This window comes from Streptomyces sp. NPDC005533 (assembly GCF_042871845.1).
Classification (GTDB): domain Bacteria; phylum Actinomycetota; class Actinomycetes; order Streptomycetales; family Streptomycetaceae; genus Streptomyces.
Window position 1 is genome coordinate 1 of sequence record NZ_JBIAJH010000029.1, and the last position, 15,891, is coordinate 15,891.

At 72.8% G+C, this 15,891-nt stretch carries 17 protein-coding genes; 5 read left to right on the forward strand and 12 right to left on the reverse strand.

Annotation, left to right across the window (positions count from 1 at the left end):
* Positions 1 to 186: 186 nt before the first annotated feature.
* Together ACFYP3_RS25960 and ACFYP3_RS25965 are read right to left on the reverse strand one after the other, a co-directional pair.
* Positions 187 to 1,212 (reverse strand): small ribosomal subunit Rsm22 family protein, encoded by a 1,026-nt coding sequence (locus tag ACFYP3_RS25960; RefSeq protein WP_388837013.1) that lies wholly within the window; start codon positions 1,210 to 1,212, stop codon positions 187 to 189.
* A gap of 64 nt (positions 1,213 to 1,276) precedes the next feature.
* On the reverse strand, positions 1,277 to 2,593 hold the full coding sequence (locus tag ACFYP3_RS25965; protein ID WP_388837016.1) for a Bcr/CflA family multidrug efflux MFS transporter: 1,317 nt from the start codon (positions 2,591 to 2,593) through the stop codon (positions 1,277 to 1,279).
* 108 nt (positions 2,594 to 2,701) lie between these two features.
* Here ACFYP3_RS25965 and ACFYP3_RS25970 point away from each other — a divergent pair, with 108 nt between their 5' ends.
* Complete coding sequence (locus ACFYP3_RS25970) at positions 2,702 to 3,463, forward strand: SDR family oxidoreductase (RefSeq protein ID WP_388837019.1); 762 nt, start codon at positions 2,702 to 2,704, stop codon at positions 3,461 to 3,463.
* 16 nt (positions 3,464 to 3,479) lie between these two features.
* Here ACFYP3_RS25970 and ACFYP3_RS25975 read toward each other — a convergent pair whose 3' ends face one another.
* The gene (locus ACFYP3_RS25975) at positions 3,480 to 3,809 is read right to left on the reverse strand and encodes a hypothetical protein (protein ID WP_388837022.1); all 330 of its coding nucleotides are present in this window, start codon (positions 3,807 to 3,809) and stop codon (positions 3,480 to 3,482) included.
* Positions 3,810 to 3,930: 121 nt separating this feature from the next.
* On the opposite strand from ACFYP3_RS25975, the gene ACFYP3_RS25980 reads away from it, so the two are divergent.
* Both ACFYP3_RS25980 and ACFYP3_RS25985 read left to right on the forward strand, forming a co-directional pair.
* Positions 3,931 to 4,797, forward strand: coding sequence for a PhzF family phenazine biosynthesis protein (locus ACFYP3_RS25980; RefSeq protein WP_388837025.1), 867 nt, complete (start codon positions 3,931 to 3,933; stop codon positions 4,795 to 4,797).
* On the forward strand, positions 4,794 to 5,441 hold the full coding sequence (locus ACFYP3_RS25985) for a GNAT family N-acetyltransferase (protein WP_388837028.1): 648 nt from the start codon (positions 4,794 to 4,796) through the stop codon (positions 5,439 to 5,441). Before ACFYP3_RS25980 ends, ACFYP3_RS25985 begins: the two co-directional genes overlap by 4 nt.
* Positions 5,442 to 5,445: 4 nt before the next feature.
* Here ACFYP3_RS25985 and efeU read toward each other — a convergent pair whose 3' ends face one another.
* The 5 genes from efeU to ACFYP3_RS26010 all read right to left on the reverse strand — a co-directional run bounded on the left by efeU (position 5,446) and on the right by ACFYP3_RS26010 (position 11,141).
* Positions 5,446 to 6,294, reverse strand: coding sequence for an iron uptake transporter permease EfeU (gene efeU / locus ACFYP3_RS25990; RefSeq protein ID WP_388837031.1), 849 nt, complete (start codon positions 6,292 to 6,294; stop codon positions 5,446 to 5,448).
* A gap of 36 nt (positions 6,295 to 6,330) precedes the next feature.
* Positions 6,331 to 7,623: an iron uptake transporter deferrochelatase/peroxidase subunit gene (gene efeB, locus ACFYP3_RS25995; RefSeq protein ID WP_388837034.1), complete on the reverse strand. Its 1,293-nt coding sequence runs from the start codon at positions 7,621 to 7,623 to the stop codon at positions 6,331 to 6,333.
* 30 nt (positions 7,624 to 7,653) lie between these two features.
* Positions 7,654 to 8,805, reverse strand: a complete 1,152-nt coding sequence (gene efeO, locus ACFYP3_RS26000; RefSeq protein ID WP_388837037.1) for an iron uptake system protein EfeO — start codon at positions 8,803 to 8,805, stop codon at positions 7,654 to 7,656.
* A 219-nt stretch (positions 8,806 to 9,024) separates the two neighbouring features.
* The gene (locus ACFYP3_RS26005) at positions 9,025 to 9,876 is read right to left on the reverse strand and encodes a heme ABC transporter ATP-binding protein (RefSeq protein WP_388837206.1); all 852 of its coding nucleotides are present in this window, start codon (positions 9,874 to 9,876) and stop codon (positions 9,025 to 9,027) included.
* A gap of 77 nt (positions 9,877 to 9,953) precedes the next feature.
* Positions 9,954 to 11,141, reverse strand: a complete 1,188-nt coding sequence (locus ACFYP3_RS26010; protein WP_388837040.1) for a FecCD family ABC transporter permease — start codon at positions 11,139 to 11,141, stop codon at positions 9,954 to 9,956.
* 217 nt (positions 11,142 to 11,358) lie between these two features.
* Here ACFYP3_RS26010 and ACFYP3_RS26015 point away from each other — a divergent pair, with 217 nt between their 5' ends.
* Positions 11,359 to 12,048 carry a PhzF family phenazine biosynthesis protein gene (locus ACFYP3_RS26015; RefSeq protein ID WP_388837043.1) on the forward strand — a complete coding sequence of 230 codons (690 nt, stop codon included), beginning with the start codon at positions 11,359 to 11,361 and terminating at the stop codon, positions 12,046 to 12,048.
* Here ACFYP3_RS26015 and ACFYP3_RS26020 read toward each other — a convergent pair.
* The 3 genes from ACFYP3_RS26020 to map all read right to left on the reverse strand — a co-directional run bounded on the left by ACFYP3_RS26020 (position 12,045) and on the right by map (position 14,850).
* A complete protein-coding gene (locus tag ACFYP3_RS26020; RefSeq protein WP_388837046.1) occupies positions 12,045 to 12,998 on the reverse strand; it encodes an IS481 family transposase in 954 nt (317 codons plus the stop codon). The two genes, ACFYP3_RS26015 and ACFYP3_RS26020, sit on opposite strands and share 4 nt — an antisense overlap.
* A gap of 207 nt (positions 12,999 to 13,205) precedes the next feature.
* Complete coding sequence (locus ACFYP3_RS26025; protein WP_388837049.1) at positions 13,206 to 13,853, reverse strand: heme oxygenase (biliverdin-producing); 648 nt, start codon at positions 13,851 to 13,853, stop codon at positions 13,206 to 13,208.
* Positions 13,854 to 13,992: 139 nt separating this feature from the next.
* On the reverse strand, positions 13,993 to 14,850 hold the full coding sequence (map, locus tag ACFYP3_RS26030; protein ID WP_388837051.1) for a type I methionyl aminopeptidase: 858 nt from the start codon (positions 14,848 to 14,850) through the stop codon (positions 13,993 to 13,995).
* 72 nt (positions 14,851 to 14,922) lie between these two features.
* Here map and ACFYP3_RS26035 point away from each other — a divergent pair, with 72 nt between their 5' ends.
* Positions 14,923 to 15,159: a hypothetical protein gene (locus tag ACFYP3_RS26035; RefSeq protein ID WP_388837054.1), complete on the forward strand. Its 237-nt coding sequence runs from the start codon at positions 14,923 to 14,925 to the stop codon at positions 15,157 to 15,159.
* A gap of 57 nt (positions 15,160 to 15,216) precedes the next feature.
* Here the strand turns inward: ACFYP3_RS26035 and ACFYP3_RS26040 are convergent, their stop codons facing one another.
* Entirely contained in the window at positions 15,217 to 15,822 is a 606-nt protein-coding gene (locus ACFYP3_RS26040; protein WP_388837057.1) for a hypothetical protein, read from the reverse strand.
* Positions 15,823 to 15,891: the final 69 nt, after the last annotated feature.

Sequence of the window (15,891 nt, forward strand, 5' to 3'; positions counted from 1 at the left end):
GGCCAGCCGTCGTCCACGACACAACGGGCCAGGCGCAGTCGTCCGGTCTCGGTCAGCGGGGCGTTACGGTGGACCACGAGGGCCTCCTCGGCTAGGTGGAGATGTCGCAATCCACACCGAACCCGGAGGCCCTCACCCATTTCAAGAACCCAGCACGCGTGTCACCAACGTCCCGGGACAACACACCTAGGCCGTCTCTTCCTCATCGGAGGGGGGCGGCCAGGCCTGGCCCCAGTCGACGTCCCGCGCCGCCTTGTAGAGGTCGCCGTGGCGTTTGGTCACGTTGACCCGGGTCAGGCCCGCCGCCTCGCCGTCCTGCGGGCCGCACAGCTCCAGCTGCACCAGCCCCTTGCGGATCTGCGGCCTGCGCGTGATCCGGAAGGCGGCCGGCTCCACCGGGAAGCGGGTCGCGGCGACGTAGCTGAACTTCTCGTCCTCGTACGGGAGCGAGCCGCCCTTGACCTTCCGGTGCAGGGAGGACCGGCTGACCCGCGCCGAGAAGTGGCACCAGTCCTGCCCGACCACGATCGGGCAGGTCCCGTCGTGCGGGCACGGGGCGGCGACCCGCAGCCCGGCCGCGATCAGCTGGTCGCGGGCCTCGCGGACGCGGAGGTAGCCCTCCGGCGTGCCCGGCTCGATCAGCACCACCGCCTGCCCGGCGCGCGCCGCCTCGGCGACCACCGCCGTACGGGCCTGCGGGGTCAGCTCGCCCAGCACGTACGAGACCGTCACCAGGTCGGCCTCGGGCAGGGACAGGCCGGAGCCGATGACGGCCCGCCGCCAGTCCGCGGCGCGGAGCACCGGCGAGGCCGAGGCCCGCGCCAGCTCCTGGCCGAGCTGCAGCGCCGGCTCCGCCCAGTCCAGCACCGTGGTATCCCGCGGACCGTCCCAGGTGGCGTCCACCGCCCAGGCCGCGGCGCCCGTGCCGCCGCCCACGTCCACGTGCGAGGCCGGAGCCCAGCCCGGCGCCGCCTCGGCCAGCCCGTCCAGGGCGGCTCGTACCGCCTCGAAGGTGGCGGGCATCCGGTACGCCGCGTACGCCGCCACGTCGGAGCGGTCCCGCAGGACCGGGGCGTCGGTCGGGGTCTGCCCCCGGTAGTTGGCGATGAGCCGCTCCACGGCGGCCGTGGCCTGCTTGGGCGGGAGGCCGTCGAGCAGGCCGCCGAGCGTGCGGCGGAGGGTCTCGGCGGTGGTGGGGGCGGAGGCGTTCACCTGCGAAGTTTATGTCGCGGACCGCAGTGGCCCGGCCGGCCGGGCTCCGCCCCCGGTCCGGGCCTCAGACGCCGGCGGGGCCGGAGCGTGCGGCGGGGCCGGTCTGCCACGGGCGGCACAGGCCCAGGAAGGCGGTCAGGGACAGCAGGGCGCACACCAGTTGGACCAGGGCCATCGGGACGGCCGTGTCCTCGCCCGCGATGCCCACCAGCGGTGAGGCGATCGCACCGACCAGGAACGAGGACGTGCCCAGCAGCGCGGAGGCCGAGCCGGCCGCGTGCGGGGTGCGCATCAGGGCCTGGGCGTTGGTGTTCGGCAGGACCACGCCCATGGCCGACATCAGGACGAACAGCGCGGCGGCGATCGGCGTCAGCCCGACCTCCCCGAACACCCCCGTCGACATCAGCAGCAGGGCCACCGCGGCGGCCGTGATGGTCGCGAGGCCGACGGCCAGGACCTTGTCCAGGCTGACGCGGCCGACCAGCAGCTTGCCGTTGACCTGGCCGACGAGGATCAGGCCGACGGAGTTCAGCCCGAAGAGCAGGGCGAACGCCTGGGGCGAGGCCCCGTAGATCTCCTGCACCACGAAGGGGGAGGCGGAGATGTACGAGAAGAGCACGGCGAAGGCGAAGCCGCCGGTCAAGGTGTAGCCGGCGAAGACGCGGTCGCCGAGCAGCCCGCGCATGGTCCGCAGGGCGGAGCCGACGCCGCCGGTGTGCCGCCGCTCGGGCGGCAGGGTCTCGCCGAGCCGGCGCCAGACCATCAGGGTGAGGACCGTGCCGACGCCGGTGAGGACGACGAAGACGCCCCGCCAGTCGGCGAAGCGCAGCACCTGGCCGCCGATGAGCGGGGCGATGATCGGGGCGGCCCCGGATATGAGCATCAGGGTGGAGAAGAAGCGGGCCATCTCGTCCCCGTCGTACAGGTCGCGTACGACGGCCCGTGCGATGACGATCGCGGCGGCGCCCGCCAGGCCCTGGAGCAGCCGGAAGGAGATCAGCAGCTTGGCGGTCGGCGCGAGGGCGCAGATCGCGGTGGCCAGGACGTAGACGACCATGCCGGCGAGCAGGGGCCGGCGCCGGCCCCACTTGTCGCTCATCGGGCCGATCACGAGCTGGCCCAGGGCCATGCCGGCGAGGCAGGCCGTGAGGGTGAGCTGGATGGTCGCGGCGGGGCTGTTCAGGGCGTTGGTGACCTGCGGCAGGGCCGGCAGGTACATGTCCATGGACAGCGGGGGGAGGGCGGTGAGCCCACCGAGGACGAAGGTGACGAGCAGGCCGGTGCGGCGTGCTGCCTTCAGGGGCTCGGCGGTGACGGGGGCGGAGGGCGATTCGGGCGACGGGTCGTGCGAGGGTGCCGTCGCGGGGCCTCTCTCCGACATGCGGAACTCCAGTCATCTCATCTGCTTTACGCACCCCTGACCGACCCATGCTCTCAGCAATCGGAACGTCCCGGGACCGGGCGGCCGTGTGACGTACCCTGCGGGCCCATGGACGAAAGTACGAAGAAGATCGCCGTCGTGACCGGCGCCGGCTCCGGAATCGGCCGCTCCGTGGCGCTGGCCCTGGCCGCGGCGGGCTGGTCCGTGGCCTTGGCGGGCCGCCGGACCGAGCCGCTCGAAGAGACCGCCGCCGCGGCCGGCCCCGACGCCGACGTGCTGTGCGTACGGGCGGACGTGAGCGACCCGGACGACGTGACTGCGCTGTTCGAGTCAGTGCGGGCCCGCTACGGGCGCCTCGACCTGCTGTTCAACAACGCCGGCACCTTCGGGCCCGGCGGGGTCCCGCTGGAGGACATCACCTACGAGGCCTGGCGCTCCGTCGTGGACGTCAACCTGACCGGCGCCTTCCTGTGCGCGCAGGCGGCCTTCCGGCAGATGAGGCGGCAGGACCCGCAGGGCGGCCGCATCATCAACAACGGCTCCATCTCGGCGCACGTGCCCCGCCCCCACTCCATCGCCTACACCGCGACCAAGCACGCGATGACGGGCCTGACGAAGTCCCTGTCGCTGGACGGACGTCCGTACCGGATCGCCTGCGGCCAGATCGACATCGGCAACGCCGCGACCGAGATGACCGAACGGATGCAGACCGGCATCCTCCAGGCCGACGGCCGGCTGGCCGTCGAACCGGTGATGGACGCCGCCGACGTGGCCCGCACGGTCCTGCACATGGCGCAGCTCCCGCTGGCGGCCAACGTGCAGTTCGCCACGGTGATGGCGACGTCGATGCCCTACATCGGGCGGGGTTAGGCCCTCTCTCCCCGGGTCAGGCCCCGGTCTGCGGCCCCACGCCCGGCTCCGGCGGGTCGATCCCGTGCCGGGCGCGAGCCGTGAGCCGGCCCTGGAGGAACGGATCGGCGTCCGGGGCGTACGGGCCCCGGTGCGCGGCCAGGTGTTCCTCGATGCGCTCCCACTCGGCGACCACGGCCGGGTCGGCGGCCTCCGCGCGCACCTTCTCCAGCGCCGCCTCCACCTGGTGGTGCCCCATCCCGACGGCCTCGGCGCGGACCCGGTCCACCGCGGCGCGTTCTCCCGGGGCCGGGTCGTGCGGCTCGTGGGCGGCCTCCACGGCGGCCTCGTCGGGATGCTCGGTCATCGTCGTACCCGTTCTCGCGGAGTGTGCCGGTCGTCCCGCTCGTACCCGGCCGGGAGCCGTCCACTCCCACCCGGCACCAAAGGCCTGGACCCCGCGGGGTGCTCCAGACGATCATGGTCGTATGACCGATACCGAGGTACTGCGCTACACGGCCTTCTCCCACGACCCCGACGGCGGCAACCCCGCCGGAGTCGTGCTCGACGCCGCCGGGCTGGACGACGACGCGATGCTCGCGATCGCCGCCCGCCTGGGATACAGCGAGACCGCCTTCCTGACCGCACCCCCCGAAGGGCTCGGCGGCCCGGCGGGCCGGTCCTTCACCGTGCGGTACTTCAGCCCGAAGACGGAGGTCCCCTTCTGCGGGCACGCCACCGTGGCCACGGCCGTGGCGCTGGGCGAGCGGATCGGGCCCGGGGAACTGCTCCTCGCGACCCGGGCGGGCACCGTGCCGGTGTCCGTCACCGCCGAGGACGGCGGGCGGCTGCGGGCCACGCTGACCAGCGTCGAGCCGCACACCGAGGAGATCGGCGCGGCCGACCTCGCCGAGGCGCTGGCCGCGCTGGACTGGCCGGTGGGGGACCTGGACCCGGCGTTCCCGCCCCGGATCGCCTACGCCGGAGCCCGCCACCTGGTGCTCGGCGCCGCCACCCGCGCCCGGCTCGCGGACCTCGCGTACGACTTCGCCCGCCTGGAGGCCCTGATGCGGCGCCTGGACCTCGTCACGGTCCAGCTGGTGCACCGGGCGGGCCCCGCGGAGTTCCACGTACGGGACCCCTTCCCGGTCGGCGGCGTCGTCGAGGACCCCGCCACGGGAGCCGCCGCGGCCGCCTTCGGGGCGTACGCGCGGGAGCTCGGCCTGGTCCCGGCGGACGCCGTGCTCACCCTCCACCAGGGCGAGGACATGGGCCGGCCGGGGGTCCTCACGGTCGAACTGCGCAGCGGTGACCCCCGGGTCAGGGTGGGCGGCGAAGGCGTCCGCCTCCCGTGAGCGCCTCCCTCGGCCCGGCTTCCCGGGACTCCGCCCCGGACCCCCGCGCCTCGGACGTCGGCAGGCCCGCGGTCATGAGGGTGGTCGGATGCGCCGAGGCGGAGCTGCCCGCAGGGCTGCGGCGGCAGGTCGCGGAGCTGGAGGACGCGGCCTGGCCGGGGGCCGAGCCGGGCCACGATCCGGCCCTGGCCCCGCGGGCCCTGCTCCTGCTGGCCGCCGACGGCACCGTGGCCGCCTCGCTGGCCCTGCTGTTCAAGGAGATCCGGTTCGCGGGGCGGACCTACCGGGCGGCCGGGCTGAGCGCGGTCGTGACCCGGCCCGCGCTGCGCGGCCGGGGCTGCGGGGCGCGGCTGGTGGCGGCGGCCCGCGCCGAGCTCGCGGCGGACCGGGCGGTGGACCTGGCCCTGTTCAGCTGCGACCGCCCGCTGGCCCCGTTCTACGAGGCGGCCGGCTTCGTACAGCTGCCCGGCACGGTGCTGGTGGGCGGCGCCCCCGACGACCCGGAGCCGCTCGCCACCGACGCCCCCGGCTTCGACAAGGTGGTGCTGGCGGACTTCTTCACCGACGACCCGGGCCGGGACCGCGCGGCCTTCACCGGCGTCCGCGTCCCGCTCCACCCCGGACACACCGACCGGCTGTGGTGAGCGGTCAGCTCGCGGGCGCGGCGTCCACCGGCTGCGGCTTCGGGCTGGCCGGGCGGGTGCGGTCGAGGAAGAACAGCGCCAGCACGGGGACCAGGTACAGCCCCCACACCGTGAGCTGCAGGACGGTGGGGTCCGGCCGGAAGTTGAAGACGCCCTTGAGCAGCGTCCCGTACCAGCTGTCCGGCGGGATCGTCGCGCTGATGTCGAAGGCCTTGTCGCCCAGGCCGCCCAGGAAGCGGGCCTCCTGGAGGTCGTGGACCCCGTACGCGAGCACGCCCGCGGCCACGACCACCAGCATGGCGCCGGTCCACTTGAAGAACTTCGCCAGGTTGATCTTCAGGGCGCCGCGGTAGAACAGCCAGCCCAGCACGATCGCCGTGGCGATGCCCAGCAGCACACCGATCAGCGGGGCCGAGGAGCCCTCGCCGCTGGCGCGGACCGACGCCCACACGAACAGCGCGGTCTCCAGGCCCTCCCGGCCGACGGCCAGGAAGGCGGTGGCGACCAGTGCGCCGGTGCCCATGGCGAGGGCCGCGTCGAGCTTGCCGTGCAGCTCGGCCTTCAGGTGCCGAGCGGTGCGCTTCATCCAGAAGACCATCCACGTCACCAGGCCCACCGAGATGATGGACAGGCTGCCGCCGAGGAGCTCCTGTGCCTCGAAGGTCAGCTCCTGCGTGCCGAATTCGAGCATCGCGCCGAAGGTGAGCGAGAGCGCGCAGGCGATCCCGATGCCGATCCACACGGGACGCAGGGCGTCCCGTCGCTCGGTCTTCACCAGGTACGCGACGAGGATGCAGACGACCAGGCTGGCTTCCAGCCCCTCGCGCAGGCCGATCAGATAATTGCCGAACACGGCGGTGGTTCCTCTCAGACAATCCGACGACGGGTACTACGCGAACAGCGTCCGGCCCCACCAGTCGTCCTTGTCGCGGACGCCCGGCGGGACGGCGAAGATCGCCGAACCCACGTGCTGGATGTATTCGTTGAGGCCGTCGGACTTCGCCAGATTGCGCTGGATGGGGATGAAGCCCTTGCGGACGTCGCGCTGGTAGGCGAGGAAGAACAGGCCCGCGTCGAGGCGGCCCAGCCCGTCCGTGCCGTCCGTGAAGGAGTAGCCGCGGCGCAGGATGGTCGCACCGTTGTTGGTGTCCGGGTGCGCGAGGCGGACGTGCGCCTCGGGCTTCATCGCCTTCAGGAACGGCTCGTCGCGCTCCTTGGACTTGCCGACGGGCGCGCCCTCGCCCTTGTCGCGGCCGAAGATGTCCTCCTGCTCCTGCAGGGGGGTGCGGTCCCAGGTCTCGATGTGCATGCGGATCCGGCGGGCCACCAGGTAGGAGCCGCCGGTCATCCAGTCGCTCCCGTCGCCGGCGCCGACCCACACGTGCTTGTCCAGGGCCGCGTCGTCGGTGCCCGCGATGTTCCGGGTGCCGTCCTTGAAGCCCATCATGTTGCGCGGGGTCTGCTCGTCCGGAGTGGTCGACGAGGTCTTGCCGAAGCCCAGCTGGGACCAGCGCACAGCGGTCTTGCCGAAGCCGATGCGGGCGAGCTGGCGGATGGCGTGCACGGCGACCTGCGGGTCGTCGGCGCACGCCTGGACGCACAGGTCGCCACCGGAGCGGGCCGGGTCCAGGTTGTCGCCGGGGAACAGCTCCAGGTCGATCAGCGCCTCGGGACGCTTGCCCTCCAGGCCGAACCGGTCCTTGGCGAACAGGCCCGGCCCGAAGCCGATGGTCAGGGTGAGGCGGGAGGCCTTCAGACCCAGTGCCTCGCCCGTGTCGTCCGGCGGCGCCTCCGGGAGACCGCCGAAGCCGCCCTCGCCGACCGGCTGGCCGGCCGTCATGCGGCGGGCCGCCTCGGTCCACTCCTTGAGGAGCCGGATCAGCTCCTCGCGGCTCTTCGTCTTCACGTCGAAGGCCGCGAAGTGCAGGCGGTCCTGCACGGCGGTCGCGATACCGGCCTGGTGCTCGCCATGGAACGGCACGGCACCCCCGGCCGCCGCGGCCGAGACCATGTCCGACCCGCCGCCGAAGGCCGCCACCGCCCCGCCGGCCGCGGCGGCGCCGAGCGCGAGCCCGGCACCGCCCCAGCCCAGGACGGCACGCCGCGAGGGCGCGGCCGCGGACTCGTCGACCGCCTGCTGCGGCTGCGCCGCCGACTCCGGCTGCGACTGCGACTCGGTCATGCTGCTCTCCCGCCTGCTCGTTCTCTGCCGTTACTTCGTGACCGCGGCGGCGAGCTTGGAGAGCGGCTCACCGAGGGCGCTGACCGCGTCCGAGAGCTCCTTCTTCTCCGCGTCGCCCAGCTTGTCGTACGAGGTGAAGTCGTAGGACGCCTTGTCCGTGCGGTACTTGTCCAGCAGCACCGTCATCGCCGCGAACTGCGTGTCCAGCTGCTTGGCGAGCTCCGGGTCGTTCTTGGTGGCGATCGGCTTCAGCAGCTCGTACGCCTTCTCCGCGCCCTCGATGTTGGCCTTGAAGTCGACCAGGTCGGTGCGGGAGTAACGCTCTTCCTCGCCGGTGACCTTGCCGGTGGCGACCTCGTCGAGGAGCTCCTTGGCGCCGTTGGCCATCGAGCTGGTGGTGATCTCCGCCGTGCCGACCTTCTTCTGCCAGTCGGTCAGGTCCGCCATCAGGGTGTCGGCGAGCTTCTTCTCGTCGTCGCCGATCTTGTTGTCGGCCCACAGGGCCTTCTCCAGGCGGTGCCAGCCGGTCCAGTCCTTCGCCGGGTCCTGGCCGGCCTCCAGGCCGTCCTCACGGACGTCGACCTTGGGGTCGATGTCGCCGAAGGACTCGGCGACCGGCTCGGTGCGCTCCCAGCCGATGCGGGAGGCGGCGTACAGCTTCTTGGCACCCTCGACGTCGCCGGCCTTGACCGCGTCGGCGAAGGCCTGGGCCTTGGGGAGGGTCTCCCCGGCCTGCGCGACCACGTAGGCGCGGTAGGCGGAGACCGCGGCGTCCGCCTCGGGGCTGCGCTTCTCCTCGGCGGCGCCCTTGCCGGTGGCCTTGACCTTCTTGGTGATGCCGTCGCCCTTCATGCCGGGCTTGCAGACGATCTCGTACTCGCCCGCCTTGATCTCGGCGGTGATGGAGGCCTTGGTACCGGGGCCGATGTTCTCGCGCTCGGTCACGATGCGGGCGTCCGGGAAGAGGACGTAGACCTCGGTGACCTTCGAGCCCTTGTTCTCGACGTCGATCTGCACCTTGCCGGCCGGGAACTCCGTCTTCGACACGTCGCAGGCGCTGTCGGAGGCCGCGACCTTGATCACGTCGTCGCCCGCGTCGCTCTTCTGGGAGCAGCCGGTGACGGCGGTCAGGGCCGCCGCGACGGAGGCGGCGGCGATGACGGTGAGGCGGGCGGGGCGCATAGGGGGCTCCTGGGCGTCGGACGAGTGGGCCGTCCCAAGGGGGAGAGGCCGGTGAGGCGGACCTAACTTAACCGAGGCTTACCTGAGCCATACCCACCCGTCCAGTGATTCAGCTCTCACCTGCTCGTGCGTGCGGCGGCCGGACACGGACCTGTCACAGACCCCTCACGACAGCCCCATGGCCGGGTCAAAGCATGGTCAAGGCGGGCCGACGGGCTGTCAGCTCCGACCGGCGGAAGGCTCCGCCGCGCGGACGGGGACCACCAGCGGGGCCCCGGTCCGCGGGTGCGGGAGCACCTCCACCGGCTGCCGGTAGACCCGGCTGAGCAAGGCGTCCTCGAACACCTCGGCGGGCGGTCCGGCCGCGGCGAGGCGGCCGTCGTGGAGGACGGCGGCCCGGTCCGCGTAGGCGGCGGCCAGGCCCAGGTCGTGCAGGACGACGACCACCGCGTCCCCGGCCGCCGCCCGCTCCCGGCAGATGCGCAGCACGAGCTCCTGGTGGCGCAGGTCGAGGGCGGCGGTGGGCTCGTCGAGCAGCAACAGCGGGGCCCGCTGGGCCAGTACGCGGGCCAGGGCGACGCGGGCCCGCTCGCCGCCGGAGAGGGCGGAGAAGGGGCGGGCGGCGAAGGCCGTCACCTCGGTGGCGGCCATGGCGCCGGCCACCGCCTCCTCGTCGGCGTCCGCGAGGTGGGTGCCGGCCCAGGGGGCGCGGCCCATCCGGACGACGTCCTCCACCGGAAAGGGGAAGGACAGGGCAGCCGACTGGGGGAGTACGGAGCGGCGCAGCGCGAGATCCGGCGCGCTCCACTCGCCCACGGGGCGGCCGTCGATCCGGACCTCCCCGGAGGCGGCGGGAAGGTCTGCGGCGAGTGCGGCCAGCAGGGTGGACTTCCCGGCGCCGTTGGGGCCGACCAGCGCCAGTACCTCGCCGGAGCGGGCCGTCAGGTCGATGGCCGAGAGGACCTCGCGCGCACCGAGGCGGACGTGCAGGTCCACGATCTCGGCGAGGGGCGTGCCGGGGGTGGGGCGGGACGGGAGGGTGCGCTTCTTCCGGGCGAGCAGCCCGGCCACTCTGCCGGCGAGGTTGCCGGTCGTGCTGACGGTCGTGCTGCCGGGCGTACTGCTGGTGCCGCGGGTCGTGTTGCCGGTCACGCCCAGCCTCCTTGCTTGCGGCGGGTGCGGCGCAGCAGCCAGAAGAAGAAGGGGCTGCCGATCAGGGCGGTCAACACACCGAGCGGCAGCTCGGCGGGCCGGGCCAGGGTCCGGGCGGCGAGGTCGCCCGCGACGAGGACCACGGCCCCGGCGAGCGCGCTGCCGGGGACCAGGAAACGGTGGCCCGGGCCGTTGGCCATGCGCAGCAGGTGCGGGACGAGCAGACCGACGAAGGTGATGACCCCGGCGACGGCCACGGCGGCGGCGGTCAACAGGGCGACGACCAGGATGAGGGACAGGCGCAGCCGCTCGACGTCGATGCCGAGGTGGCGGGCCGGGCGTTCGCCGAGGGAGAGCAGGTCGAGGCGGCGGGCGTAGAAGGGGGCGACCAGCAGACCGGCGAGCGCGCAGGGCAGGACGGCGAGCACCTTGGGCCAGGTGGCCTGGGCGAGGGAGCCGAGCTGCCAGAAGGTGATCTGGTTGCCCTGGCCGCTGTCCGCGAAGAACACGAACAGGCCGATGAGGGCGCCGGCGAAGGCGTTCACGGCGATGCCCGTGAGGATGAGCGTGACGACCTCGGTCTTCCCGCCGCCGCGGGAGAGGAGGTAGACGGAGCCGACGGTGATCAGGCCCGCGACGAACGCGCACACGGTGATCGTCCAGTTGCCGAGGAAACCGAGCCCGAGTCCGATGGCGGCGACCGCGCCGACGGCGGTGCCGGCCGAGATCCCGATCACGCCCGGCTCGGCGAGGGGGTTGCCGAAGACGCCCTGCATGAGCGCGCCCGCGCAGCCGAGGGCGGCGCCGACGAGCAGTGCGAGGACGATGCGGGGGAGGCGTACGTTCCACAGCACGCTCTCCCCGACCCGGTCGAGGGGGGTCCCGCCGAGGCCCAGCCGGTGCTGGACGGAGGCGAGTACGTCGGGGGTGGGGATGCGGTAGGCGCCGGTGCCGGCGGACAGCAGGGCGAGGAGGAGCAGGCTCGCGACGAGCGCGGCGGTGAGCAGAAAGGCGGGGTGGCTGCGCCGCTTGGCCGGGTTTGCCTGGGCGGGGTCCGCGTCCGGCGGGGTGGTTCCGCCGGGGCCGGGCGCGCGCCGGGACGTCTCCTCGGACGCCGAACGTGACGAGGGGTCGGAGAGCTCGGCGGCAGTGCGTTCGGCGCCCTGCGGGGAGCGCCCCGACACACACCCGACCCCGTCGGAACCGGGGCGCGGGTCGGTGGCGGGCGTTGCCGGGTACGGGCCGGTTGGGCTGCTGGCAACCTCGCCGACACCGGCGCCGAGATCCCGGCCGCGGCCCTGCTCACCACCTCCGGCGTGGTGATCGCGGCCGGCGCGGGCGCGGTCCTCCTCGCCCGCAGGCGGCGTACGGCCCAGGGCTGAGCCGTGCTTGAATTCCCGCGTGAACGATCTCGACGTCCTGAAGGTGTTCTGCGCGGGTGACGGCCGGTACGGCAACCTGCTCGGAGTCGTACGCGACGGCCGCACCTGCCCCGACGACGCGTCACGGCAGGCGCTCGCCACCGAACTCGGCTACAGCGAGACGGTGTTCGTCGACGACCCCGAGCGCGGGGTCGTCGACATCCGCACCCCCGGCACGCGGATGTCCTTCGCCGGGCATCCGCTGGTCGGCGTCGCGTGGCTGCTCGACATCGAGGAGCTCCAGCCGCCCGCCGGATCCGTATGGGCGCGCGACGACGGGGAGTTCACCTGGATCACGGCCCGCGCCGAGTGGGTCGAGGGCAAGCGCACCGCGCAGTACGGATCCGTCGCCGAGGTGGAGGCGCTCCCGGCCCCGCCACCGGGCGAGGGCTGGCTGTACGCCTGGGCCTGGGAGGACGAGACCGCGGGCCGCGTGCGGGCCCGCGGCTTCCCGCGCCGCCCCGACGGGATCATCGCCGAGGACGAGGCCACCGGCTCGGCGGCGATCCTGCTGACGGCCCAACTCAACCGCGCCCTGAACATCACCCAGGGCGCCGGCTCCCAGATCCTCACCGCCCCCGGCCCCGACGGCACCATCGAGATCGGCGGCCGCGTCCGCTTCGAACGCCACCCGGACCGTCCCGCGACCCGCGCATCGCGCCCGACCTAGGTGTATTGCCCGGTGAGGTTGGGGACGCGGCTGGCGGGTGGTTTGCCTGCGAGCGCGGTGTGTCCGCGGTGGTGATTGTAGGTGTGCAGCCAGTCGGGGAACGCTTCGCGTCGTTCCTGCTCTGACCGGTAGGGACAGGCGTAGGCCCACTCCTCGAGCAGGGTGCGGTTGAGGCGTTCGACCTTGCCGTTGGTCTGGGGCCGGTAGGGCCGGGTTCGCTTGTGGGTGATCCCGGCCGCGGCCAGCAGGTCCCGCCAGGCGTGGGATTTGTAGCAGGAGCCGTTGTCGGTCAGTACCCGTTCCACGGTGATCCCGACGCTGGTGAAGTAGGCCTGCGCGCGCTCCCAGAAGGCGGTGGCGGTCTCCTTCGTCTCGTCCGCGTGGATCTCGCTGTAGGCCAGGCGGGAGTGGTCGTCGACGGCGGTGTGGATGTACTGGTAGCCGACGCCGGTCTTGGTCTTGCGGCTCGCTGGCCGGCCGAGAGCCTTGTGGCCGCCGCCATCCGGGATGTTGCCGAGCTTCTTGATGTCGACGTGGACGAGCTCGCCCGGACGCTCGCGTTCGTAGCGGCGTATGACGCGGCCGCTCGCGCGGTCCAGATGGGCCAGCCGGGCCAGGCCGAACCGGGTCAGGACCCGGTGCACGGTCGAGGGCGCCAGGTCCAGCAGGTGAGCGATGCGGGCCGGTCCCCAGCGCCGCAGGACCCTGACCTTGATGATCCGGCGTTCGGTCCGTGTCGGTGTCCGGCGGGGGCTGTGGTGAGGTCGCGATGAGCGGTCCGTCATCCCGGCCTCACCCGAAAGCCGGTAGCGGGTGGCCCACCGCTGGGCGGTGGTGGGCGAGACCTGGAAACGTTCGGCGGCCCGGCGCAGCGGCCAGCCGTCCTCGACCACACAGCGGGCCAGGCGCAGGCGTCCGGTCTCGGTCAGGGGTGCATTACGGTGGGGCATGAGGGCCTTCTGCTGGTTGGTGTAGACGTCGCAATCCACACCGAACCCGGAAGGCCCTCACCCGTTCAAGACGCCTCAGCCGAGACCTGCGTCACCCGTCCACAACCTCCCTGGACAGAACACCTAGGCCGCCGAACGGCGAGGGGCCGGGCCCGGTGCGCTGTGCACCGGGCCCGGCCCCACGGCTCATCGGCCTCCCCGGAGGGGTTACGCGCTGAGGCGGAACTCCTCGCCCAGCTCGCGGAAGACCGCGCCGTTGAAGTCGAAGGCGCGCTTGCACTCGTCGATGATGCGCTGCTTCTCCAGGTCGTCCGCGGCGATGGCGTCCAGCAGCTCGCGGTAGGTCCGCTTGAAGGCCGCCGGGTTGGAGATGTCCGCGAAGACGTAGAAGCGGACGCCGTCGCCCTTGCGCTCGAAGCCCCAGGTGCGCTCGGCCTTGTCGCGGATGATCTGACCGCCGGAGAGGTCGCCCAGGTAGCGGGTGTAGTGGTGGGCGACGTATCCGCCCGGCCACTCGGCCGCGCACTCGGCGACGCGGGCGGCGTACGCCCGGGTCGCGGGCAGCGCCACCACGCTCTCCTGCCAGTCCGGGCCCAGCAGGTGCGCGAGGTCGCGCTCGATCTCGGCTACGCGCATCAGCTCGGGCTGGATGAACGGGCCGGCCACCGGGTCGCCCCTGAGGGTCTCGGCCGCGTCCTCCAGGGCCCGGTACACGAACCACAGCTGTTCGGTGTAGCGCGTGTACGCGTCCACGCCGAGCCGTCCGCCGAGCAGGTCGCTCATGAAAGTCGACGTCTCGGCCTCGGTGTGCTGCTCGTGCGACGCGACGCGGATGACCGTAGAGAAGGCGTCCAAGGCGGACCTCCAGGAAGAGGAAACAGGCGCGGCGGCACTGCCGCCACGCCCGATAGTCCTACTTAGGCTAGCCTAAGTCAATGTGTTCCCGACGTCCTGTCGGTAAAAAATCCCCGCCGGGGAACCGGCTCGGGTACGGCTACGGCAGGGTCAGGATCTCCGCCCCCGAGTCCGTCACCACCAGCGTGTGCTCGAACTGCGCGGTCCGCTTGCGGTCCTTCGTGACGACCGTCCAGCCGTCCGCCCACATGTCGTACTCGTGGGTGCCCAGGGTCAGCATCGGCTCGATGGTGAAGGTCATCCCGGGCTCGATGACGGTGGTGGCGTGCGGGCTGTCGTAGTGCGGGATGATCAGGCCGGAGTGGAAGGAGGAGTTGATGCCGTGGCCGGTGAAGTCCCGGACCACGCCGTAGCCGAAGCGCTTCGCGTACGACTCGATGACCCGGCCGATGATGTTGATCTGGCGGCCCGGCTTGACGGCCTTGATGGCGCGGTTCAGTGCCTCCCGCGTGCGCTCCACCAGCAGCTGCGACTCCTCGTCCACCTCCCCGCACAGGTAGGTGGCGTTGTTGTCGCCGTGCACCCCGCCGATGTACGCGGTCACGTCGAGGTTCACGATGTCGCCGTCGCGCAGGACGGTGGAGTCCGGGATGCCGTGACAGATGACCTCGTTCACCGAGGAGCACAGCGACTTCGGGAAGCCGCGGTAGCCGAGCGTCGAGGGGTAGGCGCCGTGGTCACACATGTAGTCGTGGGCGACCTTGTCGAGCTCGTCGGTGGTCACCCCCGGCGCGATCAGCTTGGCGGCCTCTTCCATCGCCTGGGCGGCGATCCGGCCGGCGATGCGCATGGCCTCGATGGTCTCGGCCGTCTGCACCTCCGGTCCGGTGTACGGAGTGGGCGCGGGCTTGCCCACGTACTCGGGCCGGCGGATGTTTCCGGGAACGGAACGGACGGGAGAAAGCTCGCCTGGTACGAGCAGCGACTGGCCAGACATGCAAGCGAGTGTATCCAGCGGGGATGGGGCAGCATGGCGGCAGAGAGCGGTAACGAGAGGAGCCTGACAACGATGGCCCTGTTCAAGAAGCGCCAGGTGGGCAAAGCGGGCGAGTGGTACTACTGCCTGGTCCACAACAAGGTCGAAGAAGGCCCCGAGTGCCCGGCGAAGGACCGTTTCGGCCCGTACGACACGCCCGAGGCGGCGAGCCACGCCATGGAAACGGCGCAGGAACGCAACCTCGAATGGCAGAACGACCCGAAGTGGAACGACAAGACCCGCGAGGACGAAGAGGGCACGGCGTCGTAGCGGCCGGGCGGCGGGGCAGCCGGGCGCCGGGCGGGGCGGCCGGGACCCCGGCCCCGGCTACCAGCGGCTGGGCGGCGGCGCGGTCAGCTGGTCGGCCAGCCGCGCCAGCCGGTCCCGGAAACGGCGCGGCCCGCGCTGCGCCGGCAGGCCGTTCTCCCCGGCCGCCGCGCTGACCAGGTGCTGCACGGTGTCCAGATCCAGTTCGGCCCCCTCCTGCGGCACGGACAGGACCTCGTGCGCGAGCGTGCCCAGTTCCGGATCCCCGCCGTCCAGGGACAGTACGGTCGCCCCCGCGCGCCGGACCTCGTGAACGCGCTCCAGCAGCGCCTCGCCGGGTTCCCCGGGCGCCACCACCAGCAGCGTGTGCCCGCGCCGGGCCGCCGCCAGCCTGCCCAGTCCCACCGACAGGTGCGCCGGCTCCCCGGGCCGCACCCGGTGGCGTACGAGCGTGGGCGCCAGCTCCGGCAGACCCGACCAGGCGGCCTCGTCCACCAGGTGCGCGGCCAGGTGCCAGGGCTCGTAGTCCAGCGTCCCCACCAGCAGCAGGTTCCCGCCGGCCGGTACGACGGACCGGCGCAGCGAGCCGGCGAAGCTCCGGGCGGCGCCCGGCCACTGCGTACCGGCGAGCACCTCGCGCAGCAGGGCGACCCTCACGGCATCCATAGCGGCATCCTGCCGCAAGGAAAGGACACAGGGGGGCAGTACGGGAGCGTTCCCTCCTCTTCGGCTGTG

Excerpts from the sequence above, each read along its gene's own strand:
- ACFYP3_RS25965 (WP_388837016.1), bottom strand. The coding sequence starts at position 2,593 with ATGTCGGAGAGAGGCCCCGCGACGGCACCCTCGCACGACCCGTCGCCC.
- ACFYP3_RS25970 (WP_388837019.1), top strand. The coding sequence starts at position 2,702 with ATGGACGAAAGTACGAAGAAGATCGCCGTCGTGACCGGCGCCGGCTCC.
- ACFYP3_RS25975 (WP_388837022.1), bottom strand. The coding sequence starts at position 3,809 with ATGACCGAGCATCCCGACGAGGCCGCCGTGGAGGCCGCCCACGAGCCG.
- ACFYP3_RS25980 (WP_388837025.1), top strand. The coding sequence starts at position 3,931 with ATGACCGATACCGAGGTACTGCGCTACACGGCCTTCTCCCACGACCCC.
- efeB (WP_388837034.1), bottom strand. The coding sequence starts at position 7,623 with ATGACCGAGTCGCAGTCGCAGCCGGAGTCGGCGGCGCAGCCGCAGCAG.
- efeO (WP_388837037.1), bottom strand. The coding sequence starts at position 8,805 with ATGCGCCCCGCCCGCCTCACCGTCATCGCCGCCGCCTCCGTCGCGGCG.
- ACFYP3_RS26020 (WP_388837046.1), bottom strand. The coding sequence starts at position 12,998 with ATGCCCCACCGTAATGCACCCCTGACCGAGACCGGACGCCTGCGCCTG.
- map (WP_388837051.1), bottom strand. The coding sequence starts at position 14,850 with ATGTCTGGCCAGTCGCTGCTCGTACCAGGCGAGCTTTCTCCCGTCCGT.
- ACFYP3_RS26035 (WP_388837054.1), top strand. The coding sequence starts at position 14,923 with ATGGCCCTGTTCAAGAAGCGCCAGGTGGGCAAAGCGGGCGAGTGGTAC.
- ACFYP3_RS26040 (WP_388837057.1), bottom strand. The coding sequence starts at position 15,822 with ATGGATGCCGTGAGGGTCGCCCTGCTGCGCGAGGTGCTCGCCGGTACG.